19 protein-coding genes and 1 pseudogene are annotated in these 23,879 nt (G+C 42.4%); 13 read left to right on the forward strand and 7 right to left on the reverse strand.

Features of this window, described 5'->3' with window-relative positions; all coding sequences use genetic code 11:
• Positions 1-32: 32 nt before the first annotated feature.
• The 5 genes and pseudogenes from ACM0OT_RS01880 to ACM0OT_RS01900 form a co-directional block, all read right to left on the reverse strand.
• Positions 33-1,016 (reverse strand): annotated as a pseudogene (locus ACM0OT_RS01880) (RNA-guided endonuclease InsQ/TnpB family protein); the annotation flags it as partial.
• A gap of 394 nt (positions 1,017-1,410) precedes the next feature.
• Complete coding sequence (locus ACM0OT_RS01885) at positions 1,411-2,400, reverse strand: metal ABC transporter solute-binding protein, Zn/Mn family (RefSeq protein WP_414562836.1); 990 nt, start codon at positions 2,398-2,400, stop codon at positions 1,411-1,413.
• A 243-nt stretch (positions 2,401-2,643) separates the two neighbouring features.
• Positions 2,644-2,916: a hypothetical protein gene (locus ACM0OT_RS01890; RefSeq protein ID WP_414562261.1), complete on the reverse strand. Its 273-nt coding sequence runs from the start codon at positions 2,914-2,916 to the stop codon at positions 2,644-2,646.
• Positions 2,917-3,024: 108 nt separating this feature from the next.
• On the reverse strand, positions 3,025-4,086 hold the full coding sequence (locus tag ACM0OT_RS01895; protein WP_414562262.1) for a WD40 repeat domain-containing protein: 1,062 nt from the start codon (positions 4,084-4,086) through the stop codon (positions 3,025-3,027).
• Positions 4,087-4,223: 137 nt separating this feature from the next.
• Entirely contained in the window at positions 4,224-5,195 is a 972-nt protein-coding gene (locus ACM0OT_RS01900) for a CobW family GTP-binding protein (RefSeq protein WP_414562264.1), read from the reverse strand.
• A gap of 197 nt (positions 5,196-5,392) precedes the next feature.
• Between ACM0OT_RS01900 and ACM0OT_RS01905 the strand changes: the two genes are divergently transcribed.
• Entirely contained in the window at positions 5,393-5,821 is a 429-nt protein-coding gene (locus ACM0OT_RS01905) for a hypothetical protein (RefSeq protein ID WP_414562266.1), read from the forward strand.
• Positions 5,822-5,827: 6 nt separating this feature from the next.
• On the opposite strand, the gene ACM0OT_RS01910 is transcribed toward ACM0OT_RS01905, so the two are convergent.
• Positions 5,828-6,211, reverse strand: a complete 384-nt coding sequence (locus ACM0OT_RS01910) for a hypothetical protein (RefSeq protein ID WP_414562268.1) — start codon at positions 6,209-6,211, stop codon at positions 5,828-5,830.
• Between the two features lie 329 nt (positions 6,212-6,540).
• Between ACM0OT_RS01910 and rppA the strand changes: the two genes are divergently transcribed.
• From rppA to ACM0OT_RS01970, 12 genes are all read left to right on the forward strand, one after another.
• Entirely contained in the window at positions 6,541-7,215 is a 675-nt protein-coding gene (gene rppA / locus ACM0OT_RS01915; RefSeq protein WP_414545627.1) for a two-component system response regulator RppA, read from the forward strand.
• A gap of 57 nt (positions 7,216-7,272) precedes the next feature.
• Complete coding sequence (locus ACM0OT_RS01920) at positions 7,273-8,556, forward strand: sensor histidine kinase (RefSeq protein WP_414562269.1); 1,284 nt, start codon at positions 7,273-7,275, stop codon at positions 8,554-8,556.
• 178 nt (positions 8,557-8,734) lie between these two features.
• Complete coding sequence (gene mgtE / locus ACM0OT_RS01925; protein WP_414562270.1) at positions 8,735-10,102, forward strand: magnesium transporter; 1,368 nt, start codon at positions 8,735-8,737, stop codon at positions 10,100-10,102.
• A gap of 365 nt (positions 10,103-10,467) precedes the next feature.
• Entirely contained in the window at positions 10,468-10,650 is a 183-nt protein-coding gene (locus ACM0OT_RS01930) for a hypothetical protein (RefSeq protein ID WP_414562272.1), read from the forward strand.
• 81 nt (positions 10,651-10,731) lie between these two features.
• Positions 10,732-12,087: an APC family permease gene (locus ACM0OT_RS01935; protein ID WP_414562273.1), complete on the forward strand. Its 1,356-nt coding sequence runs from the start codon at positions 10,732-10,734 to the stop codon at positions 12,085-12,087.
• A gap of 87 nt (positions 12,088-12,174) precedes the next feature.
• Positions 12,175-12,816 carry an SAM-dependent methyltransferase gene (locus ACM0OT_RS01940; RefSeq protein ID WP_414562274.1) on the forward strand — a complete coding sequence of 214 codons (642 nt, stop codon included), beginning with the start codon at positions 12,175-12,177 and terminating at the stop codon, positions 12,814-12,816.
• A 95-nt stretch (positions 12,817-12,911) separates the two neighbouring features.
• A complete protein-coding gene (locus tag ACM0OT_RS01945) occupies positions 12,912-13,721 on the forward strand; it encodes a glucose 1-dehydrogenase (protein ID WP_414562276.1) in 810 nt (269 codons plus the stop codon).
• 100 nt (positions 13,722-13,821) lie between these two features.
• A complete protein-coding gene (locus ACM0OT_RS01950; RefSeq protein WP_414562278.1) occupies positions 13,822-15,111 on the forward strand; it encodes a phospholipase D-like domain-containing protein in 1,290 nt (429 codons plus the stop codon).
• Positions 15,112-15,207: 96 nt separating this feature from the next.
• Positions 15,208-16,611: a glycoside hydrolase 100 family protein gene (locus tag ACM0OT_RS01955; protein ID WP_414562280.1), complete on the forward strand. Its 1,404-nt coding sequence runs from the start codon at positions 15,208-15,210 to the stop codon at positions 16,609-16,611.
• A gap of 130 nt (positions 16,612-16,741) precedes the next feature.
• Positions 16,742-17,281, forward strand: a complete 540-nt coding sequence (locus ACM0OT_RS01960) for a fibronectin type III domain-containing protein (protein WP_414562282.1) — start codon at positions 16,742-16,744, stop codon at positions 17,279-17,281.
• 14 nt (positions 17,282-17,295) lie between these two features.
• Positions 17,296-18,657, forward strand: a complete 1,362-nt coding sequence (locus tag ACM0OT_RS01965; RefSeq protein WP_414562283.1) for a metallophosphoesterase family protein — start codon at positions 17,296-17,298, stop codon at positions 18,655-18,657.
• Between the two features lie 320 nt (positions 18,658-18,977).
• Positions 18,978-19,493 (forward strand): Fur family transcriptional regulator, encoded by a 516-nt coding sequence (locus ACM0OT_RS01970; protein ID WP_414562285.1) that lies wholly within the window; start codon positions 18,978-18,980, stop codon positions 19,491-19,493.
• 43 nt (positions 19,494-19,536) lie between these two features.
• Here ACM0OT_RS01970 and ACM0OT_RS01975 read toward each other — a convergent pair whose 3' ends face one another.
• Positions 19,537-23,757, reverse strand: coding sequence for a chemotaxis protein CheB (locus ACM0OT_RS01975; protein ID WP_414562287.1), 4,221 nt, complete (start codon positions 23,755-23,757; stop codon positions 19,537-19,539).
• Positions 23,758-23,879 lie beyond the last annotated feature (122 nt).

Below are 23,879 nucleotides of genomic sequence, written 5' to 3' on the forward strand. Positions count from 1 at the left end.
TTGGCTAATTTGTCAAGCTCACTCTATACCAAATTAGATGAGCTTACCCTGGTATTGTGTGGAGGCACAGCAACAATTGTTCTGCCATATACTTTGCCAAAATACTCTAACCATTGGGTGAAAATACTCCAACTCGCATCTGAAATAGATTTCGCTAGTTTGTGATTTTTCACCATATTCTTCACCTGCAAGTTCTCATACGCCACGATGTCTGCCGACTTCACTACGCATTGGGCTAATTTCACGCACCAATCTTGACGCTGACGTTGTACTTTCAGGTGTTTTCTTCCTAATCTAATTCGTGCTTTGGCACGATTTTTAGATTTCTTGGCACAACGAGATAATCTTCGTTGTGCCTTTTTTAATGCTCTTTCAGATTTGCGTAAATACCTGGGATTATTTATCTTTTTACCATCAGAATCAGTGTAGAAAGAGGTGAGTCCTAAATCAATACCAATGGTTTTACTCGTTGGTGTTAATTCTTCTTTTCGCTCATGGTCGATGCAAAATTGGATGTATATCCCATCTACACGACGCACTATTCTTACTCTTTTTATCTGTTTTATCTGATAGTAATTCAGATCACGGGTTCCCCTAAGCTTGATTTTTCCAATCTCAAATCCATCTGTAAAGGTAATGTATTGGCGACACTCTGAAAGTGACCAACCACTTTGTTTATACTCTACAGATAGCCTAGTTTGGAATCGTCTAAACCTGGGGAATCCTTTCTTTCCTGGTATCTTCTTTTTGCAATTACTAAAGAACCTTGATATCGCTGACCATGTTCTTTCTGCCATTGCCTGTCTTGCCGTTGAGTTAAGTTTTTCTACCCACGGAAATTCAGGATTGTCAGCCAGAACCTTGGTATATTTATTCAAGTCGTAACCAGTTTTTGCATGACCATCTATCCAGTAGCGTAAGCAAGAATTTCTAACAAAAAGAGCAGTCCTTAAGGCTTCATTTACCTTAAGTAACTGCTCTTTTGTTATCTCTGCTTTTGCTTCGTAGACTATCATTCTTTTGTTTGGTTACTGTTAAGTACAGTACCATTATTTTGTCAAAAACTCAACTACCCTGTTATACTCATTTCGTGACACGAAATATTTTCTAACAGGGTGTTTCGTTTTTAACCGCTATTCATGAGGCAGTGCGGTCTTGGGGGTTTCCCCCATGAGCAACTGCCATCTCCCGCTAAATGCTGGTGCATTGTAATGGGAGTCTTCTAGCTTGATTAGATAAATACTTGGAATGTTTGTAGTATTGCGTCTAGTCTAATGTGTTGGATTAATAATCAATGATCATGATTGGATTTTGTTTTTCAATCTTATGAACCCAATATTTTAAGACAGTCGCTACAAGTTTTGGGTATTCTTTAATCCCCAATCCGAAGATGCCATTGGGGTGAATTTACTAAGGAACTGTGGGCGCAAACATTAAGTAAGTTCCTCCCAATCCTTCTACAATTGTGCGTGTATTAGCAAGCATCATTTTCTGATAGGTATCTGCCTCACTTCCTGGTTCTCCCAGGTCATGGGTATATAGTTTTCTACCGAAAACTCTGACATTTGCCTCTGTAGCCGCAGGTTGAATCAATTGGGGATCAATTGTTGTCTCTACAAAAATTGTTGGCACTTGGGCTTTCTGAATACCTTTAACCCAATTGTTGACGCTGGCGTCTGATACTTTTTCCTCACCATTGACAACGTTTAACCCTCCCGCCAAGGGAATTCCGTAGGCTGTGGTGTAATAACCCAGGACATTACTGGTTGTGACTAATTGGCGTTGATTAGACGGAATAGTAGCAATTCTTGACTTTATCCAGCTATCTAGTTGGGTGAGTTCATTGTTGATTTCTTTGGCGTTACTACTATAGATTGCGGCACTGTCTGGTTCTAATTTTCCTAAATTGTTGCTAATAACCTCCACCATTCTGATAGTATTCTTGGCATCATGCCAAATATAAGGGTTAGTTACTTTTTGACCAGATGTCTGAAATTGTTGGGGTTGAGAAACCGCGAGTTGCGCCACGGCTATTTTAGGTGCAGAATTTTGAGTTTCTTGAATTATTTTCGTCAACTCTGGTTCCAAATTGTAGCCACTGTAGAGAATTAGATTAGCTTGTTCCAGAACTTGACGGTCATCGGGTCTTGGTTGATAAATGTAGGGGTCTGTACCCGCAGGAACTAAGCAATCCAGGTTAATTGTATTTTCGGCAACTTGTCTGGTTAAGTCACAAAGTACGCTAGTAGTTGCTACGACGCGAGGAAGATTCTCGTCTACTATTGTGGTGGTTTGAGTGAATGAAGTGCTTGCTGCCTGATTTCCACAACCTATAAATCCAATTGCTAAGATGATTGATGTGGTACGTAAAAAATTATTTGCTGGTGATTTTTTTGGCATCATCAACTCCTAATAGGATGTATAACAAAAATTATCATTTTCAGGTGAAGAATGTGGTGATTATGGGGTTTATTGCTCATACGAATGAATCTAAGGCAATTGTAGCGGTACCTTGCTAATTTGCGAAAAACTGCTATGTTTATATAGCTTATTTTGAGGATTAAAGTCCTCACGACAAACTGATATATATAACAAAGGACACAGTTATGCTGTGCCCTGAAAATATTCATACTTTGAAGTATATTAAAAGCCTACAGATGGCAGATGTCCTTGTAGCATTTGGAATTTCGCCTGAACACAAGTAGCACAGCTACAACCAAGTTGATCCATGATAGGATTGGATCTTTTGGTTACGTGTATTGCTGTGAATTGGTCAATTGTTTGGGTAGATGCTACCGAAATCATTTGTGTAGGAGATGGAGATTTCAGGCTAGATGCATGTGCTGGATTTGCTACTAGTAGTATGGAAGCAAGAAATACAGGACAGGCCAGTAAAATCATTTTGGCTATGTTCATAATTCACAAATAAATAACTATTTCTGATACAGCATAGCCAATTTATTGACTACCTTCAACTTCATGACTGTGTATACTTATAGCGGTTCCCGACAATGGTGATTGGGATTAACTCCGCCCAAATCCTTGACCTTTTGTGACTTTAGACCAAATGAGTAATTCACCTTTGTCGCCACCTGCGGCGAGGAATTTACCTTGGGGATGCCAAGCTAGGCTAGAATAACCAGCGGAAACGCCTGTGAGAACTTGGGAAACTTGTTTAGCTTTGTTCCATAAACATAGCCAGCCATCACTAGCAGCGGAAGCGAGAAGAAAGCTATTGGGTGCAAAGGCGATCGCAGTGATAATATCCACATGATTAGTTAATACTCTGGCTTCCCAACCCAAACCCTCGTCTTCTAGTTTTTCCCACACTACAATCCCTTCAACGCTGGAAGTTGCCAAAATCGGCGCACCTAGTTGAGTTTTCGCTTCTGACCATGCTAAATTGCGAATTTTACCTGGAAAACCACGCATTACCCAAGGATCAGGGTTATTCCATTCCAACACAGCCACACTGCGATCCATATTGCCAGAAGCCAGGAATTTGCCATCGGGTGACCAAGCCATCGCTAAACTGACACTCTGCATATCTAAAAGATATGGTTCCTGATCCCAGTTTTGGCTATCCCAAATCTTCACCCCTTTATAGCCACCAATAGCTAGGTATTGACCATCTCTGCGCCAATCAATACCTAATACCGATGAGTTATCAAAATTGAGGGTAACCACAACTTCACGAGTATCAGCATCCCACACTTGGACGTAACGCCCCAAACTAAAAGCGAGTTGATTATTGGCTTGACTCCAAGCTAGTTTATCTACCCATGCGGGGGAATTTTCTAATGTGGCAATTAATTCAGTATTCTGCCAAATTTTTACTTGTCCATCTTGTCCACCCACGGCTAAAAACTTGCCATCTGGGGAAAAGGCTACACAGTCTACTGATGTACCGTTACCAGTTTGTAAAGTTACAAGTTCGCCATCATTCCAGAGTACAACTTCCCCAGCCGCAGAAGTCGCTGCTAGAGTTTTACCATCAGGCGACCAGGCGATCGCGGTTACATAATCTGATAGTGTCCCGCAATAGTGTTCGGTAAATTCTTTAGATTTAGTAGTTATGGGATTCATAGGTAAATAGGGAGTGGGGAGTGGGTAATGGGGAGTAGGGAGTGGGGGGATGAGGAAGAAAGATTGCAAGACTAGTCCCAAATGTTTTTCCTGCTTCTTCCTCTCTAGCCCCTAGCTTCTAGCCTCTAGCCTTTAACTCACACAAAACAAGCGCGAAAATCCTGCTTCAATTGGGCTTCATCGAGATTGCGACCGATGAATACTAGTTCATTTTTGCGGGTTTCGTTGGGTTTCCAAGGGCGATCGGGTCTGCCATCTAATATCATGTGTACACCTTGGAATACAAATCGATTATCTTCTCCAGCAATATTTAAAATGCCTTTCATGCGAAATATATCTGGCCCTTGGGTACGCAATAACTCAGATAGCCACGTGTTTAATTTTTGCCCATCTAGTTCGCCTGCTTCTACCAAAGCTACAGAATAAACGGCTTCATCATGTTCATGGGTATCTTCACCTAAAAAATTTGGATCAATTTCTAAAGCGCGTTCTAAATCAAAGGCTTTCACACCCAACAAAGCATCCATATCTAGTTGGGAGTTTTGGGTACGGTAGATTTTAGCCATAGCGTTCATGGCCCGAATCTTCTGTTCTAATTCATTCAACTGTTCTGGTGTTACCAAATCAGTTTTATTTAAAAGAATCACATCAGCAAAGGCAATTTGTTCTTGAGCTTCATCTGCATCCCAATGCTGCCAGATATGCTTGGCATCAACAACAGTTACTACTGCATCTAAAGACAGTAGGCTTTGCATGTCTTCATCTACAAAGAATGTTTGAATTACTGGTGCCGGGTCGGCTAACCCCGTGGTTTCAATTACTAAATGGTCGAACTTATCACGCCGCTTCATTAAGTTACCCACAATGCGAATTAAGTCGCCCCGGACTGTACAACAAATACAGCCGTTATTCATTTCAAAAATTTCTTCGTCTGCATCAATAACTAGTTGATTATCAATACCTACTTCTCCAAATTCATTAACAATTACAGCTACTTTTTTGCCATGTTCATAGGTGAGAATGTGGTTAAGCAGAGTTGTTTTACCTGCACCTAGATAGCCAGTCAAAACCGTAACAGGTACTGTATTATTTAATTCTTCAGTCAACATAGCCTATATGCCTTTTTTTCACAATTTAGATCATCATTACCACCCATAATAAATCTTTTTATATTTTTGTGGCGGATTAGCTGTAATTATGTTTGAAAAAATCATCTCACAGGTTTAAGCTAAAATGAGAAACGCTATATTTTCATTAGAATTAAGATACCCATTCTATAGCTTTGACAAGCGGGGGAAAAACAATAATGAATGTGGGATTTTTTAACAGGATTCCGGTAATGCCCCTAGTACTACTCTGGTTAGCTTATGCTCTTTTGGGGTGGTATCTTGCCGCTCATCATATCATTTGGCTGGCGGGAGCTTTTGTAGTCACCCTGGCCATAGCTATCGTCCGCAAAAGTATTGCTTGGTTAGAGCGATTAGTGCAATTTGGCTCGAGAATCTTAGTTGTAATTTTATTTTTAAGTTTATCAATCGCTTTAGTCGAAACTTGGTCAATTTTTTTCAGTCTCTTTCTCATACCCATAGCGACTACATTTTTAGCTGACTTAGAAATGCGTTTTGCTGGCTTCAATAAATTGGATTCTTTTTGGGTTTTAACTATCCTTGCTGTGTTTGGTTTAATTACAGGGGAAATGATAGACATTCTGCTTTTCCCTAGCAGCAGATTTTAAGCATAATTACTCATTGATTTGATAGCGCACGATTTTCCTGACGTGATCAATTGACATACCTAATTCTTGAGCGATCGCAGTCTCTAATAAGCTGATATCTGTCACCGGAACTTGAAAATTTCGGGTATTAGAGTCTGTAGTTTTAACTATCACTTCACTAATTCCTCGATGGCGATCAATTTCCGCTCGAATCATTAATAAATGTATAGATAAATGAAATTCTGGTCGGGTATCAGTCTGAAGTTTATTTACTGTATTGTAAGGTCGGCTCAACACCTTTTCTACAACTAGGTTACCACTAGACCAAAAGACAATACCCAAAACAGGTAAAGGAAGCCAAAATTCCCACCCTAGAAAATTTAAGGGTTTTAGCCAACGACGTAGAAACATAACTATGATCCTCAATCAGTAGTTAATACCAAGTTGCCTCAAAAACAGGACTTACGCCAGCAAAATTTGTCATTTTGACCAAAACAGGCTCCGTGTAGGATTCTCGTAACGTGCCGGAGGCTCTAGCAATACCAGAGTTGTAGGCGACTACGTGGCTATCGTACCCCTTTGAAAAGGCTAACGCTAACGTCATGACGTAATTACGTGAACTTTGCGTATGTCAGCAAAAATACTCACTCTCCAGACTGTTAAAAATCCTACTACTGGAGGAAGACAGATTGAGTTGTTTTTTCTACCCTATTAAAGAAGTAAGAGCAAAACTTGTGGCGATGCGAATACTTTTAGTAGAAGACGATTTAGAACAATTAGAACCCTTGCAAACAGCGTTGTCACAAGCTGGACATATTGTAGACGGGGTAGAAGATGGCGAGATCGCTCAGTGGGTGATTAGCCAAAGAGATTATGATTTACTGATTCTGGACTGGATGTTACCAGAAATTAGCGGATTGGATTTGTGCCGTCAGTATCGACAAGCAGGAAAACAATCACCCATATTGATGCTGACTGCCAAAGATACCACTCTAGATAAAGTGACAGGTTTAGATGCAGGTGCTGATGATTACCTGGTCAAACCCACAGATTTATTTGAGTTACTCGCACGAGTAAGGGCATTAGGCAGGCGATCGCCCCAATGGCAAGGAGATATTCTGCAACTTGCTGACTTAAAACTACATACTTCTAATCTCACAGTTACAAAAGGACAGGCATCTGTAGAGTTATCCACCCGTGAGTTTCAGCTATTAGAATACCTCATGCATCACCCACATCAAGTTGTCAGTCGTAATCAAATAGAACAAGCATTATGGGAATGGGGTAGCGAACCAGAAAGTAACGCCACAACAACACTAGTCCGCCGTCTTAGACAACGTTTGCAATTAGTCGATGCTGCTGATTGGATTGAAACAGTTTATGGTATGGGTTATCGGATTAATCCCAAAGAGTAGGAAAGAACAAGCAAAATGTAGGGATAACCAATGACCATTGATCAATAACCCAAACAGATGTTCAACCGTAGCCGTCGCAATTTAGCCCGTTGGTTTACTTTATCGATGGGAGGTATTTTGATCATGTTTGCCGGCACGCTGTACTATCAGGAATCGCTGCAACAGCTAGAGATTATAGATTCACTCCTCTACAAAAAAGCTAGGGTGATTACAGGAAATGTCAAGTACAAACCACATCAGGGACAGGAACAAGTTTTTCTGGGTAATGTCCCACTGCTAGGCAATAACCCACCCCCTCCAGATAGTGAAGTTGTTTACGCACGTTGGTACGATGCTAAAGGACAACTGAAGCGGTTCTTTGGGCCAATTCCACCGGAAAAATTAAAGGAAACTTTTGAATTTCAGACAATTAAACTTAGCAATGATCAGGATTCTTCATCATCAACAGTTATCTGGCTACGTCAAATCACCCTTCCAGTGCAGCATAATGGCCAGGTAATCGGCTATCTGCAAATGGCATTACCGATGACCCGCGCTCAAGAGACTTTAAGAAGATTTCTGCTGTTGTTGGTATTCACAGTATTAATCGCTTTAGGCTTGACAAGCCTTGCGGGATGGTTCTTAGGGGGACTGGCGATGCTACCAATTCGCCATAGTTACCAACAACTCCAGCGCTTCACCGCTAACGCTTCTCATGAATTACGCGCCCCTTTAGCAGCAATCCTCAGTAATGCTCAGGTGGGCTTGCTAGCTCCCATTGATGATGGTGCTACCAAGCATCTGCGTTTAGAAAAAACTGTAGAAGTTGCCAAATCAATGAATACTCTCATTGGTAACCTGCTATTTCTAGCACGTCGGGGGGGTTGTTTAGTTCCAGAATCTTTAAGATATGTTGATTTGAGTGATTTGCTAGAGGAATTATTAGACTCCCAAACTATCAAAGCTGCTGCCCAGCATTTACATATAAAGAGTGATTTACCAAAACACTCAATTATGATGGACGCAGATCCTGATCTCCTACGTCAAGCAGTCATGAATCTCTTGAGTAACGCTTGTAAATATACTCCTCAGGGCGGGAAGGTAGAGTTACGTTTATTTACTGAGTATGGTCAGGTAGTAATTCAAGTAGAAGATAACGGTATTGGCATTCCTGCCGAAGATTTACCGCATATATTTGAGCGGTTTTATCGGGTGGATAAGCAACGCACACGTTCTGCCGGTGGTTTTGGCTTAGGATTGGCGATCGCTCAACAAATTGTCGCCGCCCATGACGGTCATCTCAGTGTTCGCAGTGAACTGGGACAAGGTTCTTTGTTTCAAATTGAATTGCCATTAACGTGATAGTAGCTTGACATTCTCCCCATAACTGCACCAATATCTCCAGGCTGGGTACAAAATTGCCCAAGGTCATTGATCTGACAATTGCATTTGTTGTTTATACTTGGCCATAGTTCCAATCAAATGGGAGCAAATCAAAGCTCAAATACACTGCCTGAATTAGCTACCCTCCAGTTCACCTATGCAAAGCAGATCCCGACAAGAGATACAGGAGTTAGTACGCGAGCAGCTGCAAGTATTACTCGAACAAAAAAACTTTCAAGGCGCTAAAGCTTTGTTAGTTCCTGTCCAGTTCGCAGATATTGCTGAAGCCATAGAAGGTTTACCAGAAGCTACCCAAGCGATCGCCTTTCGGTTGTTGTCTAAAGAAGAAGCGATTGAGGTGTTTGAATACCTCGATCCCAGTGTGCAGCAGACGCTACTAGAAGATTTTAAGCGTCAGGATGTGCAGGAAATTGTTGATCGCATGTCGCCTGACGATCGCGCTCGCCTATTTGATGAATTACCTGCCAAAGTTGTCCGGCGACTATTACAACAACTCAGTCCGGTGGAACGAAATGCAACTGCTTTGCTGTTAGGTTACGCACCTAATACAGCTGGGCGAATTATGACTCCTGAGTATTTGTCACTCAAAGAAAATATCACAGTGACTCAGGCATTAGTCCAAATTCGTTCTTTAGCTAACTTAAGAGAAACTATTTATTACATTTATGTGACTGATGATGCTCGTCGTTTGACTGGCATTCTTTCACTCCGAGATTTGATTGTCGCGCAACCAGAACAAACTATTGGCAGCATCATGACCCGTGATGTGGTATTTGTGAACACAGGTACAGACCAAGAAGAAGTTGCCCGGACAATTCAGCACTACGACTTTGTAGCAATTCCTGTCGTAGATACAGAGCAACGGCTTGTAGGGATTGTCACAGTAGATGATGTCCTAGATATTTTAGAACAAGAAACCACTGAAGATATCTATACTTTAGGGGGACTAGAATCCGGTGGTGATAATTATTTTCAAACTAACTTATTTACTGTTGCCCGTAAGCGCGTAGTCTGGCTACTAATTCTATTGGTCACTAATAGTGCTACGGCGGCGGTGATTACCAACCAAGAAGATATTTTAGAAAAGGTAGTTGCCTTAACTGCTTTTATACCCTTGTTAATTGGCACAGGTGGTAACGTCGGAGCGCAGTCTTCCACCGTTGTCATTCGGGGTTTGAACACAGAAGATGTCCGTCCTCAAGAAGCCTTGAGCGTAATCAGAGGAGAAGCGATCGCAGGTGTCTTGTTAGGAGCAATGTTAGGTACAGTCGTAGTAGTTTGGGCCTTTTTCCTCCAAGGAGACTGGGGCGTAGCAATCACCGTCGGTATTAGTTTAGTTTCTATATGCGTCCTAGCTTCAGTATCTGGTTCCGCTTTGCCATTTTTGTTCCGTAAATTTGGGCTAGATCCTGCTCTAATGTCAGCACCATTCATTACCACGGCTGTTGATGTGTTGGGAGTTTTAATTTATCTCAACCTGGCTAGATGGATTTTACAATTGTAATCAAGTTGTGGCGCATCATATCCCATTAAATAGGAAATAATTAACCAAAACACATCTTTGGAAAACTGCCTGAAGATAGATTGGCTGGCTGGTAAAATCATGCATAAGACAGACGAAAAAAAGATTTATGCTATTAAATAAAAAGCCATTAATCATATATATATTTTATTTTTCTAATGCGCTGCTGTCACTTTTTGGTCACATTTATTGTTAATAATAAAAATATGGGAGGAATTGCTTACTCCTTAATACTTTTGCTTATTTGCTCCAATTTATTCACATTCACAAAGTGTGAGGAAATAAGATGAATCCTCGAAAAGTTCAGTTGATCATTTAGTCATACCTACTAAATAAAGTTGACAATTGTGACCATAGCAGCCACAATACCTGTGCTGTCAATTCCTAAATTAGTTTTGGCATCAAAAACCAGGATTGTGGACTTGCAAACCCCTCAAGACATCACCATAGCCGCAAGAGTAGAAAGCATTGAAGGGCCGCCACCTTCTGGGGTTGGTGGCCCCCACCGAGTCTCACGGCCCAAACAGTAGTGCTGAGTCGTGAGTTCTGAAAGTCTTGAGTATACCGAGGAAGATTTTTCACTCAGCACTCAACACTTATGAGGTATTAATGTGAGTAGCCAGGAAAACTACAATTCATTTGAGTTAGGAGCAAAAACTGAAGCGACAGCAGAACCTAAACCACTGTTGACATTACCAGATGCCATAGCAGTGATTGTCGGTATAGTCATCGGGGCAGGTATTTTTCAAACACCCGCTCTAGTGGCAGCTCAAGCAGGCAGTAATATAAATGTACTGCTATTGTGGCTGACTGGTGGCATCGTATCTCTAGTGGGAGCGCTGTGCTATGCAGAGTTAGCGACGGCTTATCCCAATGTGGGGGGTGTCTATTATTACCTTAAGCGATCATTCGGGCGAGAAGTCGCCTTTTTATTTGCCTGGGCACGAATGACTGTAATTCAAACAGGTTCCATTGTGCTGTTGGCATTTGTTTTTGGCGATTATGCTTCTCAGATATGGCGCTTTGGGACTTTTTCATCTTCTGTTTATGCAGCAATAGCGATCGCCTGCTTAACTGCTTTAAATATTCTCGGTTTGCAACAAGGTAAGTGGGTGCAAAACTTACTGACTTTGGCGAAAATTCTGGGTTTATTACTAGTAGTACTTTTGGGAATCACTGCTGTTCCTAACACCACAGTACCTACAGAGCCTGCAACCTCTGGAAATTGGGGATTAGCAATGGTGTTTGTGCTGCTATCTTACGGGGGCTGGAATGAAGCAGCGTATATTTCAGCAGAAATACACAATAAGCAACGCAACATTCTGCGATCGCTACTTTGGAGTATTGGCATCATCACCGCCATTTATCTGCTAATTAATTTCGCTTACCTGCGGGGGCTAGGTTTAGCCAACATGGGTAGTTCAGAAGCAGTAGCCGCAGATTTAATGCGTTCTCTGTGGGGTGAACCAGGAGCCTGGTTTATCAGCCTACTGATTGCTGTCTGTACTTTAGGAGCTACCAACGCCACAATCTTGACAGGCGCACGTACTAATTATGCACTCGGTCAAGATTTTTCGTTGTTTAGCTTTATGGGACGCTGGCAAAAACGCAGCACACCCACCAGAGCCTACTTATTACAACTAGCGATCGCCCTAGCACTAGTTGTATTAGGTACAATCACCCGTGGTGGATTTGAAACAATGGTGGATTATACCGCACCTGTATTTTGGTTTTTCTTCCTGTTATCAGGGGTATCGCTGTTCATCCTGCGAATGCGGGAACCACACATCCTGCGACCATTTCGGGTACCGTTTTATCCTTTAACTCCATTACTATTTTGTGCTGTTTGCGGCTACTTACTTTATTCCAGCATGGCTTATACCGGTGTGGGCGCACTTGTAGGCGTTTTAGTTGTAGTAGCCGGGATTCCCCTGTTGTTTTGGAATCGCCGCCGTCAAGGGAGATAAGGACTTGGAGAAAAAACTTCCTAGCTTCTAGCCTCTTCCCAAAACTGATCACTGAAAATTACACGCTTTCGACAAAGGACAAAAATCATGAACTTTAAAAAAATCCTGTTTTTATTGGCTACAGGAGTTAGTTTGACAAGCCTGGGAGTTGCAGGATGCACAACACAACAACGGGACTTTGAAGCAGGAACAGAACCTCCTACTTTGGCTGGACAAACTGAAACCCCTGCTACAACTCAACCTCAAGAACGCCCTGGTGATGTGCCTTATGTACCCACACCACAGTCAGTAGTAGATGCCATGTTAGAAGTGGCAAAGGTTAACGAAAACGATGTCCTGTACGACTTGGGTAGTGGTGACGGACGAATCGTCGTAACGGCTGCCCAAAAGTTCGGTACTAGAGGCGTAGGTGTAGATATTGACCCCGAACGAATAGCAGAAGCTAATCAAAATGCTGAACAAGCAGGAGTGAGCGATCGCGTACAATTTGTTCAACAAGACTTATTCAAATCTGACTTTAGTGAAGCCACAGTAGTAACACTTTATTTACTACCCGATATCAACCTGAAACTCCGCCCTCAACTATTGCAGCAACTCAAACCCGGAACTCGCATTGTTTCCCACGCTTTCGACATGGGTGAGTGGCAACCAGAGCAAACATTAAATGTGGATGGCCGGACAGTTTATTATTGGGTCGTACCTGAAGAAGTACCAGCCAATTTGCAATAACTATTATAGAGAGTAGGGAGTAGGGAGTAAGGGACAAGATCAAAAATACTTCCCCCTCTCCCAGTCCCCAATCCCCAATCGTTCTAGTAAAGAATATGAAAGGATTAAAAGGAAAAAACGCTTTAATTACAGGTGCAACCTCAGGTATTGGCCAGGCGATCGCTATCAAATTGGCCCAAGAAGGTTGTAATATCGCTATTAATTATCGCAGCAGCCCTGAACCTGGTGAAGAAACTGAAGAAATGGCTTTGAAAAAGGCCTGTGGAGATATAGATAATTGTGGTGTCAAGTCGCTGTTGGTAAAAGGCGATGTCTCCGAAGAGTCAGATATTGTGGATATGGTCAACAGTGTAGTTGATTCATTTGGTAGTTTAGATATTTTGATTAACAATGCAGGGATTCAAACAGAATGCCCATCTCATGAAGTAACTACCGCAGACTTCGATAAGGTGCTGAATGTTAATCTCCGGGGTGCTTTTATTTGTGCCCGTGAAACTATTAAACACCTCCTATTCCAAAACATTCCCGGGACAATCATTAATATATCTAGTGTCCACGAAATTATTCCCAGACCAAGTTATCTCAGCTATTCTATTAGTAAAGGCGGGATGGAAAACCTCACCAAAACCCTAGCTTTAGAATATGCCAAGCAAAATATCCGCGTAAATGGTGTAGCCCCTGGTGCTACAGTTACACCGATAAATGATGCTTGGATCAATGACCCAGAAAAAAAGGCTAGTGTAGAAAGTCATATTCCCATGAATCGTGCTGGCACTAGCGAGGAAATGGCAGCAGCTGTTGCTTTTTTAGCATCCGATGATGCCGCCTATATTACTGGTCAAACTTTATTTGTTGATGGTGGATTGACTTTGTATGCCGACTTCCGAGAAAATTGGTCAGCTTAAGTAACAGTTTTCAGCACAGACAATGTTTAACTGCCTACACTGTGTCAATTTAAACTACACAAGAATACACAAAATGAACTCAGAAAACAAATAAAATTCTATGTATATTGGCGGTAGCATTATCTTTTTATTAATGCTCGTTTTAGTCCTTTTATACCTGCGGGGATCTTTCCGAGAAGAAGTTGAGTATAAAATCATCAATGTTCCCAGCGTGGAAGATCCTCGGTTTCCTTTGTTATTAGTCGGATTAACTAATGCTGTCACCACCAATGGACAATTAACCGGATTTTGGGTGGGGCCAGATGATATTTATGCGGCTAGACTTGAGGCAATTCGTAATGCTAAACGTACAATTCGCTTTGAAACATATTACATGACCCCTGGTCGCCGTGCTGATGATTTTGCCACCGCTTTAATTGAACGTGCCCAAGCAGGAGTAAAAGTACAAATTTTAGTAGATGACTATGGCACAAAAGCCATTAAAGATAAGTACTGGCAAAGATTAAGAAAAGCAGGTGTACAAGTCCAGTTTTTCCGAAAATTTAATTGGCGATCGCCTCTAGAATATAATTCTCGTACCCACCGCAAATTGTTATTGTTGGACAGTCAACAAGCAATGTTAGGTGGTGCAGGAGTTTCTGATCAATGGGATGGTGATCCTGACATTGGCGATGGACTCAGGTTGAGCGCAGCCCATGAAGCTCCCTGGTTAGATATGGAAATTAGTTATTCTGGTGAAATTGCCAGTATTCTGGAAGGCCAGTTTATGCAGAATTGGGCCTATGTTGGTGGAACTGTAGATTTGGGACAAGACCTAATTCAGTCACAGCCAGAATCAGAAACAACTCTGTATATTAAAGATAGTACTTCTCAGCTAAATGAATCAACAATGAAGATGCTGTTTCAAGTCAGCCTGCTGGCAGCTAGAGAGCGGATTTGGATTAGTAGCCCTTATTTTTTGCCCGATGTTAATACACGTAATATATTGATGAAAGCCAGAAAAAAGGGCGTAGATGTGCGTATTTTAACAATGGGAAGAAAAAATGATAAACCCCTAACGTATTTTGCCTCCCGCGAATTATATGACAAACTTCTACAAGTTGGAGTGCAAATTTGCGAATATCAACCTAGTATGAATCATGCCAAAGTCATTTTAATTGATCATCATTGGGTGAGTGCTGGTAGCGCAAATGTTGATCCACGCAGTTATATTCATAATGATGAATTAAACGTTTCCACTAACATACCGGAACTCATCAACAAAGTTGATAGCTTTTTTGAAAATGCGCTGATGAATAGCCGTTATATTACTCATTTACACTGGAAAAAGCGTTCTGTTACCGAACGAATTAGGGGACGTTTAGGATTACTATTTAAACCTTTATTGTGACAGTATTTGCGATAAAAATCGCCTTCAAAAATATAATTTACTAATTCGCAACTTCCCACTTCCTACCTCAGATATTGAATTCTGAATACTTAAACAATGGCTCCATCCACCAACAAATATTATCAACTAGATCCAGAAGCCTGGAAACTGCTAGAAGACTCCATATTTTATTACCAAGGAAAACCGGTTGGCACAGTAGCAGCCCATGATCCAGAATTAAATACACTAAATTATGACCAATGCTTCTTCCGAGATTTTGTGTCTTCAGCTTTGGTGTTTCTCATGGAAGGAAAACCAGAAATTGTCCGCAATTTCTTAGTAGAAACCCTAAAAATGCAAAGCCATGAGAAATACATGGACTGCTTTGAACCAGGGGAAGGATTAATGCCTGCCAGTTTTAAAGTAGTGCATGATGGTGATGAAGAAATTTTAGTTGCTGATTTTGGGGAACATGCGATCGCTCGTGTCCCGCCCATTGATTCTTGTATGTGGTGGCTAATCCTCCTGCGGGCTTACGAAAAAGCTACAGGTGATGTAGAACTGGCGCGTCAACCAGACTTTCAAGCTGGAATTAAGTTGATTTTGGATCTTTGTTTGGTGCATCGGTTTTCCATGTACCCCACCATGTTGGTTCCCGATGGCGCGTTTATGATCGATCGGCGCATGGGAGTCTACGAACATCCACTAGAGATTCAAGTATTATTTTACGCCTCCATGATTGCGGCTAGAGAATTATTGCTCCCAGAAGGCAATGGCGAAGAATATATCAATAAGGTGAATAGCCGCTTGGGTGCTTTGAAGTATCACGTCCGCAATTATTACTGGATAGACTTCCAGCGATTAAGCGAAATTTATCGCTATAAAGGTGAAGAATTTGGCAAAGAAGTCGCCAACAAATTCAATATTTACGCAGAAGCCATTCCCCATTGGTTAACTGAATGGTTACCCGAAGATGGCGGATATTTAGCAGGTAATTTGGGCCCAGGACGCATGGACTTTCGTTTTTTTGCTCTGGGAAATCTCATGGCTATTTTGTCTTCGTTAGCCAGCGAAGCAGAATCTCAAAGCATCATGAATTTATTTGCTAATCGCTGGGAAGATTTAATCGGTCAGATGCCAGTAAAAATCTGCTATCCCGCCTTAGAACATGAAGAGTGGCGCATGATTACCGGATGTGACCCGAAAAATAGGGCTTGGTCATATCACAACGGCGGTAACTGGCCCGTCCTCCTGTGGTTATTTGCCGCCGCCGCCGAAAAAACAGGTCGAGTAGAACTAGCTCAACAAGCGATCGCCGTGGCTAAACAGCGGTTGATTCAGGATAAATACCCAGAATATTACGATGGAAAAAATGGTCGTCTCATTGGCAAAGAAGCACGGCTTTATCAAACTTGGAGTATTGCAGGATTTATAGCAGCAAAACAGTTTATTGATAACCCTGAGCATTTAAAACTGATCACTTTTGATGAAATTAGTGATAGTCCAGGTTGTCGGCTGTAGATTGTCGGCTGATTCAATTCTTAAACCGGAAGTATTGTGCATTTAACCTGGTCTTCACAATCGTACTGTAAGCAGTAAATAACTGTCAGTGCCCAGCTGAACTACCAGGATACCAATCGGAGTTAGACCAATGCACAGTCCACAAAAGACTCAGTTTACACAAGTTGCCATCGCCTTCACACTTGCGGCGGGATTAATTGCGGCGATCGCCTCGCCATCCACGGCAGGGACTTTTCGCGTTAATCCCTACCTACAGCGACCATCCACAGATGGCATGTATTTTACTTGGTTCACTGAAAAAGATACGGCTGGTACCCTGACAATAACTGGGCCTGGTCTGAACAATCCCCTGACATTTACTAGTGTTCCTAATTTCCAGCCAGAACTTGCCTACACCACTGCCGAGAAAAACCAAAATATTTCTGGACTCACCCCAGGCTCTTGGTTACTGAGTGACAACAACTATAAACATACTGTGGATGTGCGGGGACTACAGGCGGGAACAACTTACGAATATACAGTCACCCAAGGGTCAAGCGTTTTTAATTCCAACTTTAAAACTGCTCCCAGTAAAGACGACTGGACTAGCATCCGTTTTATGGCCATGGCCGACAGCGAAACCGAGCCGGCTGGACGCTCTACTACCGTGAATGGCAACCGGGCGCTTTAGCAGATAACTCGGCCATGCGCCCAGAACTGAGCGATAGTCAATGGGCTAACACCTTCGGTACAGCAGGTAGTGGTGGGTCACAAACCCTACGTTATGCGTTGACAGAAACCGAAGGTTACAAACACAACTTAGAAATAGTCAACAGCCGTCAACCAGACTTTTTAGTTATGCCCGGCGATTTAGTCCAAGGCGGTGGCTATCAACCTGGTTGGGATGAATTTTTTCGCCACAATGCCGGCGAATTTGACAGTGGACTTTCCCGCTATCCATTACTTCCCGCCTTGGGTAATTGGGAAAATTTTGGCGCACTCAATGGCGGTTATGGCACTGACCCTGATGGGCGTTTTGGCCCGAAGTTTGGCCGTGACAAGTATCATGTATATTTTGATGCCCCTGACAACGGGACACCAGAACATCAAGACAACTACTATCGCATCGACTATGGCCCCATTACCATCATCACCCTAGACAGTTCTAACGGTGAACCAAGCGATCGCCGGAGTAACTATGGTGGTGAAGAACAATCACCCAAAATCAGCGGGCGCGATTACACTGGCCCTGGTACCGATACCCAAGAAAACTACACCCGTGAACAGTATGAGGCGGCTGGCGGCACTGATCTGGCCGACTTTAACCCCGGTAGTCCCCAGTGGAACTGGGCAGAAGCACAATTAGAGGATGCCCGGAACCAAGGTCAAATCATCTTCGTACAGTTCCATCACGCACCCTACAGCAGTGGTGAACATGGACAACCAATGAACCATGAATTATCCACGGGTCAAGGTGGTACACCCATGCGCCAATATCAGAGTATGTTCGAGCAATACGGTGTTTTAGCTGTATTATCTGGGCATAGCGAAATGTTTGAGCGTAGCTTCGTGGATGAAAACGGCGACGGCATTGGTGTGTATTACTATGATGTCGGTGTATCCGGTGACGGCTTACGTGGTGAAAAACGCGATGGTTCCAGCTTGAGTGACCCCCTGCTGAAATACAACAGTTTCAGCCAATGGACTGCTGACCAAAACGCAGGTGAATTTTGGCAGGAAATGGCAGGTGCTTTGCAATTAGTCGATGGCGGCAAACACTATGGTCATCTGGAAGTAAATGTGGAACGAGTTGGTGAAGGGGAAAGCGCTTACGCCAAGATTACACTGTCGCCAGTATATAGCTTTCCTATCCTCGATTCAAACTACAATCTGGTACGTACCGAGCGCCGTGTTTATGGTGATGAGATCACCCTACTAGCTGGTTTCGATGGGCAAATCGTCAAACCAGTTCCAGAACACAGATCCATTCTTGGGTTGTTGGCATGGGGATTTTGTACAGCCGCCATCAAATTTGCCAAAAGCAGTAAAACAAAGCCTGTTGTTTAAACCAGTTTGATAAATTTTTTACCCCAACCTTACAAGGGAAAGGGTTAGGTTCTCTCGAACCCACATTTTATTAATGCCACTGTGTTCTGAGGAATTTTCCCTACTACCGCAGTGGCATTCGCTTTTAGTTCCATATAAACTTATACAATTTTTGCCAACACTGAATATCACAGAGAGATTACATAACCCAGATTCCCAAAGGAATTTTCCCTCAAAAATCCTCAATTTCATATCCAAAATGATCTAAGCTTATTGAAAAAATATCTAAATAAAGACTATTATTCTCAATAAGCACTGAGAGTTAAAGACTAATTGCGACTATGTATACTACGACTTCATTAAAAGCCGAACTAAATGCCAAAGGATGGAGACTAACTCCACAGAGGGAAATCATTTTGCAAGTGTTTCAGAATCTCTCTCGGGGTAAACATTTGAGTGCGGAAGATGTCTTCGACTTGCTGAATAAGCGTGGCGAGAATATTAGCTTATCTACCATTTATCGCACTCTCAAGTTAATGACACGTATGGGTATTCTCAGAGAGTTAGAGTTAGCAGAAATACATAAGCACTACGAATTAAATACTGCTTCTCCTCATCACCATCATCATATGGTTTGCGCCCAATGTAATATGACTATTGAATTTGAGAACAATTCCATCCTCAAGCAAGCATCAAAACAGGTAGAAAAATCGGGATTGGAATTAATCGACTGTCAATTAACAATTTATACTATTTGTCCGGAGGCGGTACGCCGGGGATGGCCGGCAATTATGCCTAGTGATTGGCAATGTTCTGGGGCAATTCGGGCAAATCAATCGTTAGATATAGATGAATGACAATTTGTGTAACTTGATTGCTAACGCAGATATGCCAAAATTTTTAATCTTTGTTGGTTCGTCCAGCTAAGTCGGCAACCATGAATACCAGTTTGTTTATCTCGATGGGTTTAGCAATGTGCATTTGAAAACCTGCTAACCTAGACTTTTCAAGATCACTGCTACTAATGTACCCTGTCAGTGCTGCTGCGGGAATTTGTCCCCCGGACTCAGCACTCAGTGATCGCACTCGCCGGATCAAACTGTAGCCATCTTGACCCGACATCCCCAGGTCAGATAATAGTACATCATACATCCCAGGTTGGCTGGTGAGTGTCGAGAACGCTTCGTCAGCAGATTTGGCAGCAGTTACTTCAGCCCCGTAAGTTTGCAGTATAGTCACCATTAACTCACGGATATTGGCCTCGTCATCTACAACTAATATATGCAAGCCCTCCAATGAGGGAATTTCATCAGTGGATAGTTTCATCTCCCCGGAAAAATCTATCACCTCTGGATCACTAGGCAACGAACGCGCTTCAATATTGGCGTTCAGTGGTAGCCTAACGATGATAGTTGTCCCTAGTCCTTCACCTGGACTTTCTACATAAACTGTACCACCGTGAAGTTCGACTAGATAACGGACAAGGGAAAGTCCTATCCCCAGTCCTGGATTGGTACGAGTTTTACTGCTGTCAACCTGGCGGAAGCGCTCAAAAACATAAGGCAGAAAGTCAGCAGGGATACCCACACCCGTATCACTAACTTGAATCTGGGCTTGGGAGTTAACTTGCTGTAGTGTGACAGCAATACGTCCCCCAACAGATGTAAATTTGATGGCATTAGAAAGCAAATTCCAGATTACCTGCTGCAAGCGATCCGTATCCCCTAACACCTTCCCAATGGCTGGTTGCAGTTGGCATTCAATTTGAATATTTTTAGCCTCAGCCGATAATCGGACGACTTCCAGGGCTGTCTCAATCACAGGGGCGAGATCAATGAGACAACTATTCAGACGGAGTTTGCCAGTTGTAATCCGCGACACATCCAGGATATCTTCAATCATTTGGCTTTGGGCGCGGGCGCTGCGCTGGATCATCTCAATTGCCCGATTCATTTGAGCCGCATCAAGCTTTTGCTCCTGGAGTAACTGAGACCATCCCAGAATGGCATGGAGGGGGTTGCGGAGTTCATGGGAGAGAATAGATAAAAACTCATCCTTAGTTCGATTAGATGCCTCTGCTTCCAGACGTGCTGACTGCTCTTGAGCCAATAGCTGTGTCCGTTCCACCTCAAATTGCTGCTGTTGTGTGATGTCATGGAGCGCCAACAGAATCATCTGCTGATTTCCTGGTTCCAGGATTTTGTAACCATTGAGCAATATAGTTTTTTGACCAATTTTCTCAAAGTCACAGCAAACTTCAAAACCTTGAATTTGAGTATTATCACTGAAAATTTCTTCCAGGCGCGATCGCAGTTCGGGAATGTTCCACTGACCGTTTCCTAGCTCAAAGATCAATTGCTGTTCTGTCTGGGCGGGTGTTACCTGAAACATTTGATAAAAAGCCCGATTGCTTTTGATGACTCGTAAGTCAGAATTGAGAATTACTAAAGGCTCTGGCACAGTTTCCACCACAGCTTCCGCATAATCAAGGGCTGCTTGCAGCTGCTTGGTACTGCGTTTGAGGGCATCAATATCCATCAATACCATCACCACGCCATCAATTTGATTTTCTGTAGTTCTGTAAGGTCGAATTCGCAGATTGTACCAATGCCCCTGTTGGTCTTGTGCTTCTAGTTCTTTGACAGTCAAGGTGTCAATCACTTCTATGAGCAATGACTCTAAATTAGGTATGTCAATGGTGGAGCGGATATCGCTCAGTAGTCGTCCCACATCTGTGGGAATCAGATTTAATAAGCGCTGTGCTGTAGGAGTGAAGCGGCGAATCCGCAAATCGTTGGTCAGTATGAGGATGGGGATATTCACACTACTGAGCAAATTCAAGAGGTCATTATTGACCTGGTGTAATTCGTAATTCCGACTGTACAGTTCTTGATTGGTTGTATGCAGTTCTTCATTAGTTGCTTGAATCTCTTCTTTAGCTGTTTGCAACTCTTCATTAGTGCTTTGTAGTTCCTCATTGCTGGAGAGGATTTCTTCATTCGCTACTTTGAGATGTTGAGTGGTGCCTTCATTCTCCTGGGTAATCAATTGCAAATATTCTTGAGTAGCAACCAACTCTTGTTTAGTGGCTATCAGTTCTTCTTGGAGTTGGAGTATTTCTTCTGTACCAGCTGGTTCTAAAATTTTAGATGTGACTGGACTTAGTTGAGTTGAGGCAGGTACATCCTCAAATAAGACGATACAGCAGCGAGTTTCTATAGAGTCAGGCTGGAATGGAATCACCTCAACATTAACTTTTCTAGATGGGTCGTTTCCTTCGATCTGTATTCCTTCTTTTTTGACGGAAATATCCTGTCTTTTCGCTTGATGAATGGCAGTGCGTAACTCTTCTAGTAGTCCTTTTCGTGCCATTTTGAACAAATTAAAACTAGGATCACCAGGGGCTGGTCTCAAATAAGGACTGGTTTCTCCTCGAATTTGCAAAATGTCCATATTGTCGTTAATCAGTAGGCTCACTGGGGCATAGCGATTTAAAACAATCTGGTCAGCCTGATTTTTTAAGTCAGCAATATTCCAAGGCTTCTGATTTTTGGACTTGTGAGGAGCTAATTTCGCTACGGGATAGTTGCTAGGCGTAAAATTAAAGTTAAGGGGAGTAGGTATTAATTTTTTGATATAAATATTGTGTTTTCTATCTACCAAAGTAAATAAGTTGGAAAATTCTCCGGCACTTTCTGCAATGCCTAACATCAAAAATCCAGTTGGCTTGAGACTGTAATGAAAAATCGGCATTACCTGCTTTTGCAAAAAGGATTCTAAGTAAATCAGCACATTACGACAACTTATTAAATCCAGATTGGAAAATGGCGGGTCGCTGATTAAGTTTTGTTTAGCAAAGACACAAAGTTCACGAATTGACTTGCTGATTTGATAACCGCCTTCTACTTGGTTAAAAAACCGTTTTTGTCGTTCTGGCGAAATATCAACTATTTGGCTGTGCTTATAAATGCCTGTGCGGGCTTTTTCAATTGCTGTCTCGTTAATGTCTGTAGCAAAAATTTGGATAGCAGGTTTGGGAAGTACATTTTCCAAAAATTCCAGTAGACAAATGGCAATAGAGTAAACTTCCTCCCCAGTTGCACAACCTGACACCCAGATGCGAATGGGTAAATCAACTGACTTCCCTTTGGTGATTACTGGAAATACTCGCTCCTGCAAAGCTTGATATGCTTCCGGATCACGGAAAAAGCTGGTGACACTGATTAAAATTTCGTGGTACAGTGCTTGCACTTCATCTGGATGATTTTGGAGATATTGGATGTAATCCTCCAGGCTTTCTAACTTGTACAGCACCATCCGCCGAGCAATTCGCCGCTTGAGGGTATTTCGCTTGTAGTGGGTAAAGTCCACCCCAGTAGCAGTAGTAAGCAAAGCAAAAATTACAGGCAAAGCCTCCTCAATTTCAGAGAGTGGCTCCACTTTTGGTGAGGAAATTGGACGTTTAACGTTGGGATGGCGAGCAATATGAGCTAGTTCCTCAGCAATTTTTTGTGGTGATAAGATGAAGTCCACATCACCAGTGCTAACAGCAGCGTTAGGCATTTCACGAAATTGTGCTGAGGCTTCACTCTGAGCAAAGGTAATGCCGCCGGCAGCTTTAATTGCTTCTGAACCCTGTGAGCCGTCGCCATCGCTTCCAGATAAGACTACACTGATGGCTTTGTTTCCTAGTTCGTCCGCTAAGGAAGTAAAAAAAGCATCGGCAGGCATATATTTACCCTGAATTTTCTCACGGGGAATGAGTTGCAGCAATCCTTGGGCCAGAGTCATCTTCGTATTTGGCGGAATCACATATACCTGGTTCGGTTCTACAGACATCCCATTCTGTACTTCATGAACTGGCATCTGGGTTGTTTTCGCCAGAATCTCAGTCAGCAGACTTTTTTGATTGGGATCTAAGTGCTGAATCAGTACAAATGCCATCCCGGTATCGATGGGTAAGTGACTCAGTAACTGCGTAAATGCTTCTAATCCCCCCGCCGATGCGGCAATGCCGACGATAGGAAATAATTGATTGCTTGCATCTTGCTGCTTCTGTGTCGATGCCTGAATATCAATGGAATCGGATGATGACGAATCAGCAGCATTGTTAGAGTTCATTATATTCAGTAATAATATGCTAGGATGTAGAAATTTTTTCTAACATATTCCATACTATATTTTTAACATTAAATCTACGCGTAAAGGCGTGGAAACATCACTAATTATTAATATTGCCACAA

The sequence above is a fragment of the Anabaena sp. CCY 9613 genome, assembly GCF_963920895.1.
GTDB lineage: Bacteria > Cyanobacteriota > Cyanobacteriia > Cyanobacteriales > Nostocaceae > Cyanocohniella.